We start from the raw sequence: 16,310 nt of genomic DNA, 5'->3' as shown, positions 1-16,310 counted from the left end.
TCAGCAAAGCTTTAACTGACATTATTTAAAAATAAATAAACCTCACCCAATAGCAATCAACTTTCACCTGTCAACTACTTGTAATCTATACGATTGGCCTCTGTATCTTCAAGCTGTTTTACAATTGATGAAGGAATTTCGTCGCTGTCTATGGGAAAACTGATGGAATCCGGGATGAAGGTTTTGCGGTCTGCTTTCCGGAAGATCTCGAACAGGGCGATCGGTTCCTGATTAAAACTAATACATGTACTTATAAAATGCAACTCATGGAGCTTATATTCTGGATTTTTCAGCTTTTCATTGATATCTTTTATCCTTGAAATAAAATGCCGTTGGCGAATGAAGGTATTGCTGTTCATGATGATAAAAACATAATCGGAATACGCCGTTACTTTACCGAAATATTTGTGACGGTCTCCGCCGCTTCTTTCAATGAAATACTCTCCCGAGGTTTCAGATTTGTAGATCTCCGTTGCGGAGCGCCAGATTCTGTCTTCTTTGGTCTGCGTGGGATTTTCGGGAAGATTCCGGTTGTAAGAGTACCAGCAGCCTACCAATCGGTCTAATAATGCGGTATTTTGCTTCACATTATTCATGTCAATTCTCAGATCATTAAAATTGAACGATTCCGTATTCGAATTGATAAAATCAATATAATTTGAATATCCCAATACTTTTACGATGAGGGTTAGTTTTGCCAGACTGGGTTTGCTTAATGAAGTATTTTCATTAAGATAATATTTTTTTAATTTGTTGATAATCAAGTGCTCGTAAAGGTAGTTTGATCCTAAGAGATCTGGGCTTTTCCTGATACCCCTGATTTGATTGTCATTGATGATCAATTCATTAACCTCTTCAACAATATAGGACCATTCCGTTTTTGAAACATCTTCCCAATGGCTTTTCTTTAAAAAATGTAAACTGAGATAATTCATCAGTTTTTCAAGGTGAATAATATCTTCTTTTTTCATATTCAAATTTATAAGACCAATATAAGATTTTTTTAAAGCTGAAAAAGACTGTTGTGCGACTTTTATATTTTAGTCTTTATGCATATTTGAGTAGAAACTAAAAGTCAAAACAATGGAAACAAAAGTTTTATTACAAAATGATTCTCTGTGGAACAGACTCCTTGAATTTTCTTTAGATGTTCCGGATGCAGATTTTCCTTTCTCTAAAAAACTGGCCAAAGAAGAGGGATGGACTGCCGATTTTACTTCAAAAGCTATAGAGGAATACAAGAAGTTCGTATATCTCTGCTGTAAATTGCCGGGCGGAGCTTCACCAAGTCCGGTTGTCGATAAAGTGTGGCACATGCATCTGCTTTACACCCGGAATTACTGGGAAGAATTCTGCCCGGATGTTCTGCATCAGAAACTCCATCATCAGCCTTCGACTGGTGGGAAGATCGATAAAGCGAAGCATAGAAAATGGTTTGAAGACACCCTCGAAAATTACAGCATAATTTTTGGAAAAATGCCTCCGGAAGAAATCTGGATAAGCAAAGCAAAGACAGCGACCTTCAGAAATTTTATGAAAATGAATTTTAAAATCTTTCTGATGATATCGATTGTCTTTATGGTAAATTCCTGTTCGGATTACACTAAAAGCATGCTCTCGGAGATCGCCAGCATCGTTGGTGCCATTATCGTGATAGCATGGTTTATAGCAGGTCTTTTTAATAAAGATAAAAATTCCGGAAAGAACAACGATGGAGGGAGCTGCGGAGGATCTTCGAGCTGTGGGAGTTCATGTTCCTGTGGTTGCGGAGGCGGCTGCGGAGGCTGTGGAGGAGATTAAAAACAGCAATATGAAAAGAGCACTCATTCATACGATTCCTGTTGTCATAAGTTTGATAGGGATCAGGCTTATGAACCATACGTTTAATCCGATTTCTTTAAAAGGACCAGATTTTCTGAAATTCTACATGCTTCTGCTTTTTGGATTTTACCTTACGGTTTTTGCCGGAAGATATAAAAATCTGACCGTAACATTTTATTTCAGTATTTCCATTTTTCTGTTGGGAATATGCAAACTTTGCAGAGGGGTTTTCCTGAGTAAACCTGTAGGGTTTTTGGTTATTCTTCTTATACTACAATTTATTGTTATATTGTTTTTTAAACAAGATGACTTTAACCAGAAGATCAATTAGCTTTTAATTTTAAAATAAAACCCGAAACAAAAATGCTTCGGGCTTATGATTGTATATTAATTATTTCTCTTGTCCGGCTTTATCCCGTATTTGTTGATCAGGAAGTAGGTCAGTACCACGAGCAAAATGCTTAAAGTAAGCTGCGATTTCTCTGGATGTACGATTTCCTGATAAAGGTGATATCCGAAAAATGACGATACAAAGGCGATGATTAATTGTTCTGCGTAAGAATAATTGTTTTGAAGGATTGTTTTCATAATGATATTTTTTTATTGTTATTTACAGAGTAAGTATAACAACTCAAAATATGTTACAGAAATTTTACTTATGAAATTACCCCGCTTCCCAATAATTCTTCTCCTTCGTACCAGGCCGCAAACTGTCCTTCGGCAATAGCAGACTGCAGCTCGTCAAATTCAATATAAAAAGCATCCTCAAACTGGTAAAGCGTGGCTTTTTGTAAAGGCTGTCTGTACCTGAACCGGGCCATCACTTCCATGGATTCACCGTTCTTCAATTGCAGGTCCTTACGCACCCAATGTAATTCGGAATTACCGATTTTCAGGGCTTTTTTCAGCAGTCCGGGAAACTGATGGCTTTCTCCTACGAAAAGAATATTGTTTTCCATATCTCTGGAGATGATAAAACAGCTTTCTTTATGGCCGCCTATTCCTAAGCCTTTGCTTTGCCCGATCGTGAAAAACTGGGCGCCCTGGTGCTTGCCGATTACTTTTCCGTCAGTTTTTTTATAATTGATTTTTTGGGTTAAAAATTCCAGCTCTTCAAGTTTCGAGGAAAATTCAGGTTTTTCTTGTGTAAAGAGGGGAGAGTCTTTGAAAATCTCTACAATTTCCCCTTCCTTCGGAACCAGCTGCTGCTGTAAAAACTGCGGGAGGCTTACTTTTCCGATAAAGCATAATCCCTGCGAATCTTTTTTATCGGCCGTAACAAGACCTATTTCTTTGGCGATTTCCCTTACCTGAGGCTTCGTAAGTTCTCCGATGGGAAATAATGCCTTAGAAAGCTGTTCCTGATTCAGCTGGCATAAAAAATACGACTGGTCCTTGTTGTTGTCCTTCCCGGCCATAAGATGAAAAACTTCCTTTCCGTTTTCATCGATTGAGGAATCTACTCTGGCGTAATGTCCGGTTGCCACTTTATCTGCACCCAGAGACATGGCGGTTTTCAGGAAAACATCGAATTTTACCTCTCTGTTACAGAGAACATCAGGATTCGGAGTTCTTCCTTTCTGATATTCATCGAACATATAATCTACGATTCTTTCTTTGTACAGATCGCTCATATCGATCACCTGGAAAGGAATTCCAAGCTTTTGAGCGACCATCAGGGCATCATTGCTGTCCTCAATCCATGGGCATTCATCTTCTAATGTCACCGATGCATCATTCCAGTTTCTCATAAACAAAGCCACGACTTCATGGCCCTGCTGTTGCAGTAAATAGGCTGCAACACTTGAATCTACACCTCCGGAGAGGCCTACTACTATTTTCATTTTTTCAATTTTACGAAACTCTTAACGGGAGTTCTTAGTTTGACCCGGCAAAAATACAATTAAAAAGATTCGTAAAAAAGTTATAATTTTAAACATCGACAAAAACAATATATTATGAAAAAGTTGATTATGGGTTTATTTCTGATGGTGTCAGGATTCATGTTTTCACAGATCGCTGTCGGAGCCTCGCCGGAAAATAGCAACCGCTGGACTTTCGGAGGTGGAATCGGCGTCGGTTTCGGAAGCAACAGTGCTTTTTATCTGCAGGCCTCGCCGAGAGTAGGATACCGACTTACTGATGATCTTGAGGCCGGCGTTATAGGGAGTGTTTCGTGGCAGACTTCGGATTTTTACAGGTCGACTATGTTTGGCGTTGGTCCTTTTGTCAATTATTATTTTGCGAGGTCATTTTATGTGGGGGCAAACTTTCAGCATTATTTTATCAATTATAAAGACAAATATTACGATTACACAATGAATGAAGAGGAAAGTGCCTTATATCTGGGCGGCGGCTATATGCAGAGGATCGGCAATAATTCTTTTATGCAGCTCGGGTTAATGTACAACGTGTTGTGGAAAGAAAATTCAAGTATCTTTTCCAGTGGTCTGATTCCGAATATAGGTTTTGTGTTCGGGCTGTAGTTTTATTTTACCCATTTTTACTGTTCATATTGAAATTATCTTTTAAATCCTCCAAGTGAGCGAGAGAAATTTAATGATCTATTTAAGGTATAAAAGAAAAAAGCACCGGGAATTCCTGGTGCTTTTTATGATGATAAAATTATTTATTTAGGATTGGGAAGACTTTTCCGCCGCTGATTTCTTCGGCTTTGAAGTTTTTCCTGCTAATCCGTCCTTGGCTTCGTTAAGGTCGAGAACTACGGTTTCTCCTTCGCTTAATTGTTTGTTTACCAGCATTTCAGCCAATAAATCTTCAATGTATTTCTGGATGGCCCGTTTCAATGGTCTTGCTCCGAAATCTTTATCCCAACCTTTTTCAGAAATAAAGTCTTTCGCCTCTTCGGTCAATTCTACTTTATAACCTAATTTCTCCAATCTGCTGTACAATTTGTTCAGTTCAAGATCAATGATTCTCTTAATGTCATCTTTTTCAAGAGAGTTAAAGATCACTATATCGTCGATTCTGTTCAGGAATTCAGGAGCAAATGCTTTTTTAAGGGCATTTTCAATGGTGCTTCTGGCTCTTGTATCAGAGCTTGATTTCTTAGCAGATGTTCCGAATCCTACACCGTCTCCGAAGTCTTTAAGATCTCTTGTACCGATGTTGGAAGTAAGGATGATAATTGTATTTCTAAAATCGATTTTTCTTCCCAAACTGTCGGTAACGTGACCTTCATCCAGGATTTGCAGCAAAATGTTGAATACATCGGGGTGAGCTTTTTCAATCTCATCGAGAAGAACCACAGCATAAGGTTTTCTTCTTACGGCTTCTGTTAATTGTCCGCCTTCTTCGTATCCTACATATCCCGGAGGCGCACCTACTAATCTTGAAACCGCAAATTTCTCCATGTATTCACTCATATCGATCCGGATTAAAGCTTCGTCAGAATCAAAGAGTTCTCTTGCCATTACTTTAGCAAGCTCGGTTTTACCGACCCCTGTGGTTCCTAGGAAAATAAAGGTACCGATAGGACGGTTAGGATCTTTAAGACCTGCTCTGTTTCTCTGGATGGCTTTTACCACTTTTTTCACGGCATCTTCCTGTCCGATTACTTTGCCGTTCAGATGGCTGTCCATACCGGCTAATTTATCAAGCTCGTTTTTGCCGACTTTCGTTACCGGAACACCGCTCATCATGGAAACTACTTCTGCTACATTTTCTTCCGTTACGGTTTCTTTTTTCTCTTTAACATCTTTATCCCACTTTTCCTGTGCAGAGTTCAGCTCCATCTGAAGTCTTTCCTCTTCATCCTTCAGCTTTCTGGCTTCAAGATAATCCTGTGCTTTTACCGCTTTTTGTTTTAATTCCTTAATCTCTTCGATTTTCTTTTCAAAATCAATGATTTCTGTAGGAACTTTCATGTTTTTAATATAAACACGGGACCCCGCTTCGTCCATTGCGTCGATGGCCTTGTCCGGTAAGAAACGGTCTGTAATATATCTCGATGTCAAATTGACACATGCTGCAATGGCTTCAGGAGTATAAATTACATTGTGATGTTCTTCGTATTTATCTTTAATCTGATTCAAAATCTGAATAGTCTCATCAATAGAAGTAGGCTCTACCATTACCTTCTGAAATCTTCTTTCCAGGGCGCCGTCTTTTTCAATATACTGACGGTATTCATCCAGCGTGGTTGCACCGATGCATTGAATTTCACCTCTTGCCAAGGCTGGTTTAAACATATTTGAGGCATCTAAGCTTCCTGTAGAACTTCCCGCACCGACAATGGTGTGAAGCTCATCAATGAATAAGATGACATCTCTGTTTTTCTCAAGCTCGGTCATGATGGCTTTCATTCTTTCCTCAAACTGACCACGGTATTTCGTTCCGGCAACCAGACTGGCCAAATCAAGGGTGATCACACGTTTTCCAAAAAGAACTCTGGAGACTTTCTTCTGCTGAATCCTCAGGGCAAGACCTTCCGCAATGGCAGATTTACCAACTCCCGGCTCTCCGATAAGAAGAGGGTTGTTTTTCTTTCTTCGCGATAAAATCTGGGAAACTCTTTCAATTTCTTTCTCACGGCCGATTACAGGATCCAGTTTACCGTCTCTTGCCAAAGACGTTAAATCTCTACCAAAGTTGTCCAGGGTAGGGGTTTTACTTTTTGCAGAACCAAGATTTCCAGTAGGCTTTCTCATCTGCTCAAATTCCTCTCTTTCGTCATCATCGTCGTAGGCACTCATCTGTGGTGACTGCCCGGAATTTTTAAGCATCGTCTGATATTCTCTTGAAACTCCTTCATAATCGATGTCGTAAGCTCCCAAAATATTGGCGGTAGGATCCTCATATTTGTAAAGAATGCCTAAAAGCAGATGAACGGTATTAATTTCATTGCTCTTATATTGTCTGCATTCAAGTTCTGCACGTTTTACGGCATGATCTGCCATTTTCGTGAAAGAAATATTGGTAACCTCCTCCGATATAGGATTAAGACTTGCTGTATTTAAAGTTTCAATTTTTCTTCTAATCTGTGTTAAATCCGCATTAAGGTTTTGAAGGATTTCTTTTGCAGAGTTTTCCGTTTTTATAATACCTAAAAGTAGATGTTCTGTATTAAGAAATTCACTTTTCAGCCTTTTCGCTTCGCTTTTGCTTTGTTTGAACACCTGGCTCAAACCTTGTGAAAACTTATAATCCATAATATATCTCATTAGAATAAAGGCAACATTGCCAATTATCCTTTATCTAAATTACAAATATTTTACCAAAAACCAATAAATGACTTTATGGCAGAAAAAATTTTATTATCTTCCTGAAAATGATTATGTTTGTGATCCTTTAAATTTCTCTCATGAATCCCGAAACTGCTACTTATATCGGATATTCCGCATCGCTGTTTATCGTGCTGAGTTTCATTCTCAAAGACATCAGAAAGATCAGGATTGTCAATATGATAGGATGCATCTGTTTTGTCATTTATGGCATTTTCAGCGGAATGTTATGGCCGGTGATTATCCCGAACGGGCTGATCTGCTTCATACAGGTTTATCATCTTCTGGCGGATAAAAATAAAAAATGAAGGAAAAGAGAGTTATTGTTTCCGCTTTCAGTAATCTTTGTACGGATCAGCGTATTGAAAAAATTTGCAGAACCCTACATGAAAACGGTTATGCCGTGGAATTGATCGGGAACAATTGGGGAGGCGCCGATGCCGTGTCAAGACCTTATGTCGTGTCAAGAATAAGACTCATTTCGAAGAGCTTAAAGACCGCTTATTTTGAATTCAACTGGAAATTATATCGGGCGCTTAAAGAGAAATCGGGTAAAAATACTATTCTTTATGCCAACGACCTTGATGCGTTGCTTGCGAATTATTTGGTCGCTCAGAAACTGAATATTCCTTTAATTTTTGACAGTCATGAAATTTTTTCCGAAATGCCTGCGATTCAGGGCAAAATGTCACAAAAAATTTGGCGTTACCTCGAAAAAAAGATGATTCCAAATCTCAAATTCATGATTACGGCAAGCTCATCGTATGCAGAATGGTTTAAAAATCGTTACGGCGTAAATGCAACAGTCGTTCAGAATGCGCCGAGAAAATTTGATTTTAAGATAGAAATACCTGAAAACGATCCCAAAGTGATTTTGTATCAGGGGGTTATAAATCCTTTCCGCGGTTTAGACAAGGCAATTCTGGCCATGCATCATCTGGACCATGCCATTTTTAAAATTGCAGGTGACGGACCCAAGAGAAAGGAATATGAAGAACTGGTCAGTAAAGAACAGCTTCAGGATAAGGTTTTATTTATGGGAAAACTTTTGCCGGAAGATTTAAGGAAAATTACCCTTACAGCCGATTGCGGAATGAGTATTGAGGAAAATGGCGGAGAAAGCTATTTTTATTCACTTCCCAACAAGGTTTTAGACTGTATTCAGGCGCGTGTTCCTCTTGTTCTGTCAAATCTTCCTGAAATGCAGAATATCATGAGGCAGTTTCACGTTGGTGAAATTATTAAAGATCATGAGCCCACAAATATGGCAAAAGCCATTCAGCTAGTGCTTAATAAAGGAAGGGAACATTATCAGCCCGAACTTGAAAAGGCGGCTGATTTTCTTTGCTGGGAAAATGAAGAGGTAAAATTGCTTCAGGTTTTGGAAGGGGCAGCTTCGACGTAATCTTTAAGCCTAAGGCATAATTTAGTATCTTTGCACAAAGAAATTGTTTAAAATGACCATTAAAGAAAAACAGCAGGAAATAATTGATGAATTTGCTTTTCTTGAAGACTGGGAGCAGAAATACGAATATATTATCGATCTGGGTAAAGAACTGAAAGGTCTTCCCGACGATAAGAAAACGGAAGAAAATCTGATCAAAGGCTGCCAGAGCAAAGTATGGATCGACGCCGAATTTACAAACGGAAAGCTGTTTTTCAATGCTGATTCCGATGGTATTTTGCCAAAAGGCATTGTTTCTCTTTTGATCAGTATTTACAGTGGACATTCTACCCAGGAAATTTTAGATTCTGATTTTGATTTTATCTCACAAATCGGATTGCAGGAGTTTCTTTCTCCTTCCCGGGCCAACGGACTGATGGCCATGACCAAACAGATTAAATTTTACGCAGTCGCTTATCAACTGAAGTCGTAATCGTGACCAGAATCTTAGCATATCGTTTTTCTGCCTTCGGTGATGTTGCGATGACAGCACCTGTGTTCCGGGAATTTCTGGAACAAAATCCTGATGTGGAAATCATCATGGTTTCAAGAAGTAATTTTGAGGCTTTATTTGCTGATATTCCGAATGTTATATTTAAAGGTGTGAACCTTGATGACTATAAAGGTTTTTTTGGCTTAACACGGCTCGCCAATGAACTGATCAGCGAATTTCATCCGGATCTTATTGCCAATCTACATGATGTGATCAGAACTAAAATCCTTGACAAGATCTATCGGAGAAAAGGGCTGAAAGTTTTTAAAATTAATAAAGGGAAAGAAGAAAAGGAGCATTTAACAGATATCTGGAACCTTCATAAAACGCAGCTGAAAAAAACGGTAGAGCGCTACGCTGACGTTTTCCGGGAAATGGGTTTTAAAGTAGAATTATCCCATACCCTGAAACCGAAAACTTCGGTAAAATCGGGAATCGGCCTGGCACCTTTTGCCCAGCATAAAGGTAAGATGCTGCCTTTGGAAAAGTCTTACGAACTGACGAAGATTTTAGCACAAAAGCACACCATCTATTTTTTTGGAGGCGGTAAAACGGAAACAGAGATCCTCGATAAATGGGAAGCTGAAATTCCCAATACGAAAAACCTGGCCGGAAGATTAAGCCTTACCGAAGAACTTGACCGGATTTCACAGCTCGAACTTATGATTTCCATGGATTCTGCGAATATGCACCTGGCAAGCCTTGTCGGAACACGGTGTATTTCAGTCTGGGGACAAACCCATCCTTATGCCGGGTTTTTAGGATTCGGACAAAGTGAAAATGATGTGGTTCAGGTGAAAGACCTTACCTGCAGACCATGCTCCGTTTTCGGAGACAAAGAGTGTTTCCGGGGAGACTGGGCGTGCCTGGAAGAGCTTAATATTCAGAAAATCGTTGAGAAGATTTAATTTCTTGTAATTGCATTAATCATAAATTTTTGACAGGTTATTCTGGTGACATCAGTATTTTATATTTCTTTAAAGTCGCCGCAAGTCCCGAATTGCTTCTGCTGTAAACGAGCTTTACACGCGGAATTTTAAATCCGCCATCTACGGTTCTCCAGAGTAGGCTGCTTCTGATATCGGGAATCCGGACATCTGGTAAATTGGTTTCGATGACCTGAAAAAGTACTGCAAGATCGTTCTCTTCAAGCTGAATTTTGATTTCCAGGGAATTCCTGTTGAATAATTTATATAAGGAAAATAAGAGCTTATTAAAAAACGATTCTGATCTCAGTTCGTAAAAAACCGGGCTGTTGAGAAAGATACAGATCCTGTGGCTCTGCTGTTTCATGACGTGAAAAATCAGGATATCCTCAATCGAATCAAAACTAATCTTTTCCGTTACAAAGAAGCTTTCGAGACAGAGAAAACGGTCATTGCGGTAGATTTTTGTAAAACTCATAGGATCTCGCGTTATCGGATTAAAGTAAGTTTCCTGTCGCCTTTCCGGAGATGAAAAAGGGCCAGTTCTGTGATAATCATTCCTTCTTCATTTTCAAAAACAAACCCGGGAGGCTTATTTTGAGCTTTGATCCCAACTACCTGATTTTTGTCGCCATAAAAATGCAGGGAATATTCGGAAAAATCTATTTTTTCAACATCCCGTCTCGATGAATTAAGAATTGTTTTCTTCCGGTCCTGTTTTTCCTCGTCATTAAGATAAAAGGACGTGGTTATTTCTTCAAAACGCTGATTGTTTAATTCATTATAGACGCTTATATCTCTTTTTTTGATGATTTGGTGAAACGTTTCGTATAGCTCTTCCAATTCTGCCCGGAGATTATTTTTTACAGCATTATCTCCGTTGATATAATCTGAAAAATCGAAAGAGTTTTTCCAGCCCTGCAATGTATATGGTACTTCTGCCTCAAAAAAATTACCGGTGCTGAAAAACGGCGTTTCTTTGTCCTCAAAAGAGATGTTGAGCCGTTGGGTTACGGTCTTTTTCGGCTGTGAAAAATCGAATGCATCCCGAAGGGTGATTTTCAGATCTATGGATGCATTTTTGCTGATCTGGGTTTCGTGGCTGAAGCAGCTGGCCTTTATAGTGAAAAACTGCTTGCCGGAATTCAGGATGTAAGCATTGATCGGCCAGTCTACGGCCATTCCGCCCGGATTGTAGTGATCAAAGCAATGGACATCATTAACAAGAAATTCGACCTGACAATTTCGTACCTGCAGTTCTGCAAGATAAAACGGATGGGTATACATAAAGGCTTATTTTTTTGTATAATTTTTCAAACAGATATCTTCACCAATAAAGACTCTTTCGAGAGGGAAACGGCTGCAATCGTATTTGCTGCTAACGACTGAAATGTTGTAAATATGATCCCCTTCAAAATATGAATAGCTGAATTGAATGATCTTCTCAGGAGTTTCCCATCGGTATACGGTAGGATCGGGAAAGGGCTGATTTAATTCGACACGATATTTTCCGAAGATTTTGTCGAGATCTTTTATAATGTTTTCCTTCACATTTTCTTTTGACGTAAAAGAAACGGATGCTCCGATGAGCTTATTATTCTGGTCTGCTTTAAAATCAAATTTATCTTTGCTCACATCCCTACTTCCGAGAGAAACTTTCACCGGTCCATTTTCTTTTTTACTGATGATATAATTGTAGGCGATGTCTTTGTTTTGATCGTCTTTTACCGATGTTCTGTAATACTTATTCTTTCCAAACAAGACTACAGGATTCTCCTGAAAAGTCATTCTTTCAAGATGAAAATCCTGGTTTCCAAGTGTTTTCGGATTTTCTTTTTCCTGAGATTTGCAGCTGTATACAAAAAGCATACAGATGGCAGCCAGCAGAAGTTTAGTTTTTTGTCTCATCAATGTATATTTTTCCTGAATCATATATTGGGTCTTTTGGTTCTTCAATAATTGTGAAAACCTGCTGGTGGGTCGGTTTAAAGTCGATCTGGCGTCGACTTACCAGCTCACTGATCACGATGGTCATTTTGGCACCTTTAAAATTCACTGTGGATTTTTCATAATACTTTCCCTGGTTTATGTCAAATCCCCATTCTTTTTCAAAAGTCAGAGAGGTTGCAACGTTTCCTTCTACTTTCCATTTTTCCACCTCGGTAGTTTCCGTAATGCCCGCGGCGGTGGTAGTGGGAATAAAAACAACTTCATTGCTTTTACATCCGGCACGGAGTGTAACTCCGGGTTCCACCCATACTTTCTGCTTGCCCCGGTTCTTAAATCCGTCTACACGATTGTAAGATAAACTTAAATCTGCCTTTACGGGAAAAGCAATTTCAAAAGTAATATAAAGATCCGATTTCGACAACCATTCTATAAACTGGATAATCCAGCTGATTACCCTTCCGATCGGTCCCAGAAATTTTATCAGCGGCACCAGGTCTACAGACACCGTAAGCCCGATGAGCGGATCGGCGCGCAACCCACCTGTATATATCGGCACGATTTCGTTATTGCTGGCTTTCCCGAATTTCCATCCGAGCGCAAAGCCTACGTTGGGAGGGTCAATGGCAAAATCAATTTCGATGACCCTGCGTGATTGTGCCAGGCTGGGAGTTCCGTCGCTATGTCTCGGGTTAAATATTTCGAGGTAGCGTTGCGTGCTGTTGTAAGCTGCCACACCGGTATCAATTACTTTCTTAATGCTTTCAATACCAATTTCGTGCTCTTTTCCATTCTCTACGGCTTTTGCCTTCAATGTCCATCCGAGATTTGATGACTGGGTCGCATTCACATTCAGTTCCTGGGTTATGTACCTGAAGTTGTAGTTCTGATGATATCCATTCAATCGTTCCCGGCTGTATTTGATTTTCCCGGAATAGCCTCGTCCTACCGTTATCATAAATGCGACTTCCCATTCAATGTCAGGATATACCTTTATTTTGGCGATCTGATTGGGGTACCGGCACGTACTTATAGGTACGAAATAATTTTGTGCCAGATCGTCATTCAGAATAAAATAATTAAAAAGCCAAAGCATATTTGCCGCCTCCGGGGTACGTACAGTTTTATTCTGCAGGAAGGTTTTATTATAATTGTACCGGGGCATAACGATCATTTTGTTATCTCCCTGGAACTTGTAATCTACATTGGCTTGCCAATGCTGTGCCGCGGAAGGGTTGTAAGATTTGTCCGTCCTGATGACATCTCTGTCTTTTTTATTCTGATCATTCGCTGCAATTCCTGCATTTTTCTGCTGCTCACTGTGGGTTTTATCTTCCTGTGTATTAAACCCTGATTTATCCCTTTGAGCGGCATATACTTTTTCAACCTGAAAAACATTGGTCTGCACGGTATGTTTTTGACCCTCATCTAAAAGAAGTCCCTGGCAGAAAGCTTCCTTGGTCGTCAGCTTATCCAGGGTAATGGAGATATTTTTCCGGGTATCACCGGTGATAATTCCAAAAACCTTGTCAGTCCGGTCGATAGGATTGGCTGTATCTTCCTCATCGAAGATCACAAGAGGAGGCCTGTCGCCGTCACCTTCATCTTTAAGTGTAATTTTTGAGTAGCCACAGGGATCGTACTCCCTTTTGGTATAACGGATGTCACCGATATATTGAATTTGATTGTTTTTCTGTTTTTCAAACTGCCCGAATAATGAGCTTATCGTATCATAAGGAACCAATAATTCTCTTGAAGTGTCATAGACCCATTTACCGTTTTCAAGCCTGGCCCAGTCGGTGGTTGCCTGCTCGGAATCATATGATCCTGTGGATCGTTGTGTGTCTAGAGACATCAGAAAAGGCGCTGTGAGGCCGGTGCTTCCTTTTAGTCTCAGATAAAATTTTTCGTCCTGTTTTTGAACATTGTGATTTTTCTGCCACTCGGGATCGAGCAGGAACTCGATGATCTTTCTTCCGTTGTAAACAAACTGCCCGGGATTGGTTATTTCAACATTGTTTTTTGTGGCAACAACTTTCCCTTTATTAATCAATTCAACATCAAAAATAAACTTATCTGACCTTTTATTGAAGTCAGGCAGAAGATGGGTATATATTTCTACAGTTACAGTTTGTCCGTAAGCTGCTTTTTTCTCGGTATCCTCCAAAGGGATATATCCACCTTTTGGAAATTTAAAGTGACAATACAAGACCTGTGGTTTGTCAAGAGCCACCACTCTTATCGCTTCTGTTTCATTGAGTTCGGGATAAACGCTGAAGGGTATCAACAGGTGGATTACCCCGATATTTCCGGCGCCCGTTTTAATATCGGAAACACTGATCTCCTTATTATTGCCTTCAAGAATTTTATGATCCTGGGTTTGTACCGTCTGAAAAAAATCATTGGCTCCCAATTGCGGATGCAAGGCTTTATAAGCCTGCCAGATATGCTCCCGGATAAGCAGCCATTTTACGGTATTGATCGTATTCTGAGGGTTTCGGGTACCAGGTCCCAGACAGGTTTTATCGATATAAGCTGTAAATGAATTCTGTGATGGCCCCAGTTCTACGATAAACCCGCTTCCGTACGATTTTACATTTTGCTTCGGCTCTTTGATGAGCGCTTTTTTGATACCTGCTGTTCCCATCTTTAAAAGCCAAATTTATAAGGTTCATTTGCGTCAAAATTCTGCATATTGACCAGAGGATTTACATGAGACTGCAGTTCATTGTCTGCATTTTTGATATTCTTCTTAGTAGGTTCCCCGATTTGTCCTGTCTTAAGGATACTGATACAATCCTTTCCTCCTATGGGGCAGGTTGCCTTACTGTCTTCCAAAAGAATATAGCCGTCTGGCGGTGAATATTTTTCTTTTTCGTAGAAGCCGCTCCATTCAGTGATTACTGCAGAGCAAGGGGCATTATTCTGTTTTTTGCATGATCCGAAAGTGTTTTTTTCAAAGGTGGTTCCTATATCTTTATGGGTAGCGACAAGCTTTGTGCTGCCGTTAAGGTCGTTAACGAAATATTTCTGCTGTGTAAGTACTTTTAATTTGTCCGGCGTAGTACCAAACTGACATTGGCACAAGGCACCCTGTACTACTTTCTCTTTCTGAGACATATTAATAAATTTGTGTGGTATGTAAAATTAGTGTTTTTTATCTAAACGGGCTACCAATCATTTTCATATTCATTTTTATAAAACCCCCATTTATTTTTTTCGGAAACGACCAGTCCTCCAGTGATGAACGGGCTGCTCTGATCAAGTTTTCTTCCCCGGAATTCGGTGGTATTCTTTTGATATTGTGTATATTGTATTTTTTTAATTACGTCTTTATTTCCGTTAAGATCTTTTGTGTACACTTCAAAATAAGCACGGGTGTGCATTGGAAAATGATGATAAAGATCAAGATCAAATATTACTTTTAAAGACATCCATCCTTTTGCTTTTGTGGAATTTCCCGAAATAAAATAAGAGTCGGCCGGCATTTCCTCACTTTCAAACTCAATTATAAAAGAATGGTAGTCCGTCGGGATTTTCTGGATCGTCTGTTTTCCCGGAAACCTTACGGCCGGCTGAAAGGGGACAATGGATAAAAACAGGGCGGTATCTGTGCTTCTGGTATCACCGTACTCAATGAATTTAGGGTGAAAAAACAGATTCCAGAACCAGTCGTTATGAAAGCTTTTCTCAAGTTCTTTTCCATCGCTGAGTTTTTTGTCAACTGTATCAAAAAATTTTGTCAGGGCATCACTGGAATATTTATCCGACAGCCTTTCTTTTTCAGTTTCCCAACGGTTTCTAATTTCTTCATTGTTAATTATTTCGGAGGTTGTAAGCCCTTTTTCATTGAGATAAATCTCCACCGGGTACAACGCTTTAGATATCGCATTTCCTAGGATTTCACTGGTGATCTCCGGCTCGTGCTGATTAAAGTAAATATCTTTTTTATTTATTGTTAAAACACCTTTGTAATCCTCCAAATTCAGATCTGTCGTAAGCTGATAGTCGATTCGTTTTTCCGGAATTGAGCTTTTGCCTGAGAAGTATTTCACGGAGATGCCATATTCTCTCCGCTTCAGGCCTGAAGGTTTGATTCTGATGTTGTTTAATCTGCGCAGTATTTCTTTTTTGGGCATCAATATGTCCATAAACAAATCAATATTTGGAGTTGGGCTACAAATTTATGAATTTGTCCGGAAATCATAAAAATGATAAAAACAAAAAAAAATCTCCCTTGAAAAAGAGAGATTTCTGTGGGTCCTGAGGGATTCGAACCCCCGACCCTCTGGGTGTAAACCAGATGCTCTGAACCAACTGAGCTAAGAACCCGAATTTTTTTGAAAGGTTTCGTTTCCTTTTCTGTGGGTCCTGAGGGATTCGAACCCCCGACCCTCTGGGTGTAAACCAGATGCTCTGAACCAACTGAGCTAAGA

Annotated in this window: 17 protein-coding genes and 2 tRNA genes; 7 read left to right on the top strand and 12 right to left on the bottom strand. The window is 39.6% G+C overall.

Going from position 1 to position 16,310, the window contains the following annotated elements:
* Positions 1 to 74: 74 nt before the first annotated feature.
* Positions 75 to 971, bottom strand: a complete 897-nt coding sequence (locus AC0N32_RS01555; protein WP_476392124.1) for a hypothetical protein — start codon at positions 969 to 971, stop codon at positions 75 to 77.
* A 112-nt stretch (positions 972 to 1,083) separates the two neighbouring features.
* Here AC0N32_RS01555 and AC0N32_RS01550 point away from each other — a divergent pair, with 112 nt between their 5' ends.
* Both AC0N32_RS01550 and AC0N32_RS01545 read left to right on the top strand, forming a co-directional pair.
* Positions 1,084 to 1,800, top strand: coding sequence for a glycine-rich domain-containing protein (locus AC0N32_RS01550; RefSeq protein ID WP_476392123.1), 717 nt, complete (start codon positions 1,084 to 1,086; stop codon positions 1,798 to 1,800).
* Between the two features lie 10 nt (positions 1,801 to 1,810).
* Positions 1,811 to 2,152: a hypothetical protein gene (locus AC0N32_RS01545; RefSeq protein ID WP_476392122.1), complete on the top strand. Its 342-nt coding sequence runs from the start codon at positions 1,811 to 1,813 to the stop codon at positions 2,150 to 2,152.
* A 56-nt stretch (positions 2,153 to 2,208) separates the two neighbouring features.
* Here AC0N32_RS01545 and AC0N32_RS01540 read toward each other — a convergent pair whose 3' ends face one another.
* Together AC0N32_RS01540 and mnmA are read right to left on the bottom strand one after the other, a co-directional pair.
* Complete coding sequence (locus AC0N32_RS01540) at positions 2,209 to 2,409, bottom strand: hypothetical protein (RefSeq protein WP_476392121.1); 201 nt, start codon at positions 2,407 to 2,409, stop codon at positions 2,209 to 2,211.
* Between the two features lie 68 nt (positions 2,410 to 2,477).
* Positions 2,478 to 3,665: a tRNA 2-thiouridine(34) synthase MnmA gene (gene mnmA, locus AC0N32_RS01535; RefSeq protein ID WP_476392120.1), complete on the bottom strand. Its 1,188-nt coding sequence runs from the start codon at positions 3,663 to 3,665 to the stop codon at positions 2,478 to 2,480.
* 114 nt (positions 3,666 to 3,779) lie between these two features.
* On the opposite strand from mnmA, the gene AC0N32_RS01530 reads away from it, so the two are divergent.
* Positions 3,780 to 4,307: a hypothetical protein gene (locus AC0N32_RS01530; protein ID WP_476392119.1), complete on the top strand. Its 528-nt coding sequence runs from the start codon at positions 3,780 to 3,782 to the stop codon at positions 4,305 to 4,307.
* Between the two features lie 147 nt (positions 4,308 to 4,454).
* Here the strand turns inward: AC0N32_RS01530 and AC0N32_RS01525 are convergent, their stop codons facing one another.
* Positions 4,455 to 6,992, bottom strand: a complete 2,538-nt coding sequence (locus tag AC0N32_RS01525) for an ATP-dependent Clp protease ATP-binding subunit (RefSeq protein ID WP_476392118.1) — start codon at positions 6,990 to 6,992, stop codon at positions 4,455 to 4,457.
* A gap of 152 nt (positions 6,993 to 7,144) precedes the next feature.
* On the opposite strand from AC0N32_RS01525, the gene AC0N32_RS01520 reads away from it, so the two are divergent.
* Genes AC0N32_RS01520 through AC0N32_RS01505 form a run of 4 tightly spaced genes read left to right on the top strand, consistent with a single transcriptional unit; the run spans position 7,145 to position 9,909 of the window.
* Positions 7,145 to 7,372, top strand: a complete 228-nt coding sequence (locus AC0N32_RS01520; protein ID WP_476392117.1) for a uroporphyrinogen decarboxylase — start codon at positions 7,145 to 7,147, stop codon at positions 7,370 to 7,372.
* Entirely contained in the window at positions 7,369 to 8,469 is a 1,101-nt protein-coding gene (locus AC0N32_RS01515) for a glycosyltransferase (protein WP_476392116.1), read from the top strand. Before AC0N32_RS01520 ends, AC0N32_RS01515 begins: the two co-directional genes overlap by 4 nt.
* Positions 8,470 to 8,521: 52 nt before the next feature.
* On the top strand, positions 8,522 to 8,941 hold the full coding sequence (locus tag AC0N32_RS01510; RefSeq protein ID WP_476392115.1) for a SufE family protein: 420 nt from the start codon (positions 8,522 to 8,524) through the stop codon (positions 8,939 to 8,941).
* Positions 8,942 to 8,943: 2 nt separating this feature from the next.
* Complete coding sequence (locus tag AC0N32_RS01505; protein ID WP_476392114.1) at positions 8,944 to 9,909, top strand: glycosyltransferase family 9 protein; 966 nt, start codon at positions 8,944 to 8,946, stop codon at positions 9,907 to 9,909.
* 37 nt (positions 9,910 to 9,946) lie between these two features.
* Here AC0N32_RS01505 and AC0N32_RS01500 read toward each other — a convergent pair whose 3' ends face one another.
* The 8 genes from AC0N32_RS01500 to AC0N32_RS01465 form a co-directional block, all read right to left on the bottom strand.
* Positions 9,947 to 10,405: a hypothetical protein gene (locus AC0N32_RS01500; RefSeq protein ID WP_476392113.1), complete on the bottom strand. Its 459-nt coding sequence runs from the start codon at positions 10,403 to 10,405 to the stop codon at positions 9,947 to 9,949.
* 11 nt (positions 10,406 to 10,416) lie between these two features.
* Positions 10,417 to 11,214: a hypothetical protein gene (locus tag AC0N32_RS01495; RefSeq protein ID WP_476392112.1), complete on the bottom strand. Its 798-nt coding sequence runs from the start codon at positions 11,212 to 11,214 to the stop codon at positions 10,417 to 10,419.
* Positions 11,215 to 11,220: 6 nt separating this feature from the next.
* Entirely contained in the window at positions 11,221 to 11,835 is a 615-nt protein-coding gene (locus AC0N32_RS01490) for a hypothetical protein (protein ID WP_476392111.1), read from the bottom strand.
* On the bottom strand, positions 11,819 to 14,521 hold the full coding sequence (locus AC0N32_RS01485; protein WP_476392110.1) for a hypothetical protein: 2,703 nt from the start codon (positions 14,519 to 14,521) through the stop codon (positions 11,819 to 11,821). Before AC0N32_RS01485 ends, AC0N32_RS01490 begins: the two co-directional genes overlap by 17 nt.
* 2 nt (positions 14,522 to 14,523) lie before the next feature.
* Positions 14,524 to 14,994: a DUF4280 domain-containing protein gene (locus AC0N32_RS01480; RefSeq protein WP_476392109.1), complete on the bottom strand. Its 471-nt coding sequence runs from the start codon at positions 14,992 to 14,994 to the stop codon at positions 14,524 to 14,526.
* 50 nt (positions 14,995 to 15,044) lie between these two features.
* Complete coding sequence (locus AC0N32_RS01475) at positions 15,045 to 16,025, bottom strand: hypothetical protein (RefSeq protein WP_476392108.1); 981 nt, start codon at positions 16,023 to 16,025, stop codon at positions 15,045 to 15,047.
* Positions 16,026 to 16,131: 106 nt separating this feature from the next.
* Positions 16,132 to 16,206, bottom strand: a tRNA-Val gene (locus AC0N32_RS01470).
* Between the two features lie 33 nt (positions 16,207 to 16,239).
* Positions 16,240 to 16,308: transfer RNA gene (locus tag AC0N32_RS01465), tRNA-Val, on the bottom strand.
* Positions 16,309 to 16,310 lie beyond the last annotated feature (2 nt).

Source organism: Chryseobacterium endophyticum (genome assembly GCF_056333165.1).
This window is presented reverse-complemented; position numbering and strand designations above follow the sequence as displayed.

Coding starts and splice junctions, on each gene's coding strand:
- AC0N32_RS01555 (WP_476392124.1), bottom strand. CDS start 971: ATGAAAAAAGAAGATATTATTCACCTTGAAAAACTGATGAATTATCTC.
- AC0N32_RS01550 (WP_476392123.1), top strand. CDS start 1,084: ATGGAAACAAAAGTTTTATTACAAAATGATTCTCTGTGGAACAGACTC.
- AC0N32_RS01545 (WP_476392122.1), top strand. CDS start 1,811: ATGAAAAGAGCACTCATTCATACGATTCCTGTTGTCATAAGTTTGATA.
- AC0N32_RS01540 (WP_476392121.1), bottom strand. CDS start 2,409: ATGAAAACAATCCTTCAAAACAATTATTCTTACGCAGAACAATTAATC.
- mnmA (WP_476392120.1), bottom strand. CDS start 3,665: ATGAAAATAGTAGTAGGCCTCTCCGGAGGTGTAGATTCAAGTGTTGCA.
- AC0N32_RS01530 (WP_476392119.1), top strand. CDS start 3,780: ATGAAAAAGTTGATTATGGGTTTATTTCTGATGGTGTCAGGATTCATG.
- AC0N32_RS01525 (WP_476392118.1), bottom strand. CDS start 6,992: ATGGATTATAAGTTTTCACAAGGTTTGAGCCAGGTGTTCAAACAAAGC.
- AC0N32_RS01520 (WP_476392117.1), top strand. CDS start 7,145: ATGAATCCCGAAACTGCTACTTATATCGGATATTCCGCATCGCTGTTT.
- AC0N32_RS01515 (WP_476392116.1), top strand. CDS start 7,369: ATGAAGGAAAAGAGAGTTATTGTTTCCGCTTTCAGTAATCTTTGTACG.
- AC0N32_RS01510 (WP_476392115.1), top strand. CDS start 8,522: ATGACCATTAAAGAAAAACAGCAGGAAATAATTGATGAATTTGCTTTT.
- AC0N32_RS01500 (WP_476392113.1), bottom strand. CDS start 10,405: ATGAGTTTTACAAAAATCTACCGCAATGACCGTTTTCTCTGTCTCGAA.
- AC0N32_RS01495 (WP_476392112.1), bottom strand. CDS start 11,214: ATGTATACCCATCCGTTTTATCTTGCAGAACTGCAGGTACGAAATTGT.
- AC0N32_RS01490 (WP_476392111.1), bottom strand. CDS start 11,835: ATGAGACAAAAAACTAAACTTCTGCTGGCTGCCATCTGTATGCTTTTT.
- AC0N32_RS01485 (WP_476392110.1), bottom strand. CDS start 14,521: ATGGGAACAGCAGGTATCAAAAAAGCGCTCATCAAAGAGCCGAAGCAA.
- AC0N32_RS01480 (WP_476392109.1), bottom strand. CDS start 14,994: ATGTCTCAGAAAGAGAAAGTAGTACAGGGTGCCTTGTGCCAATGTCAG.
- AC0N32_RS01475 (WP_476392108.1), bottom strand. CDS start 16,025: ATGGACATATTGATGCCCAAAAAAGAAATACTGCGCAGATTAAACAAC.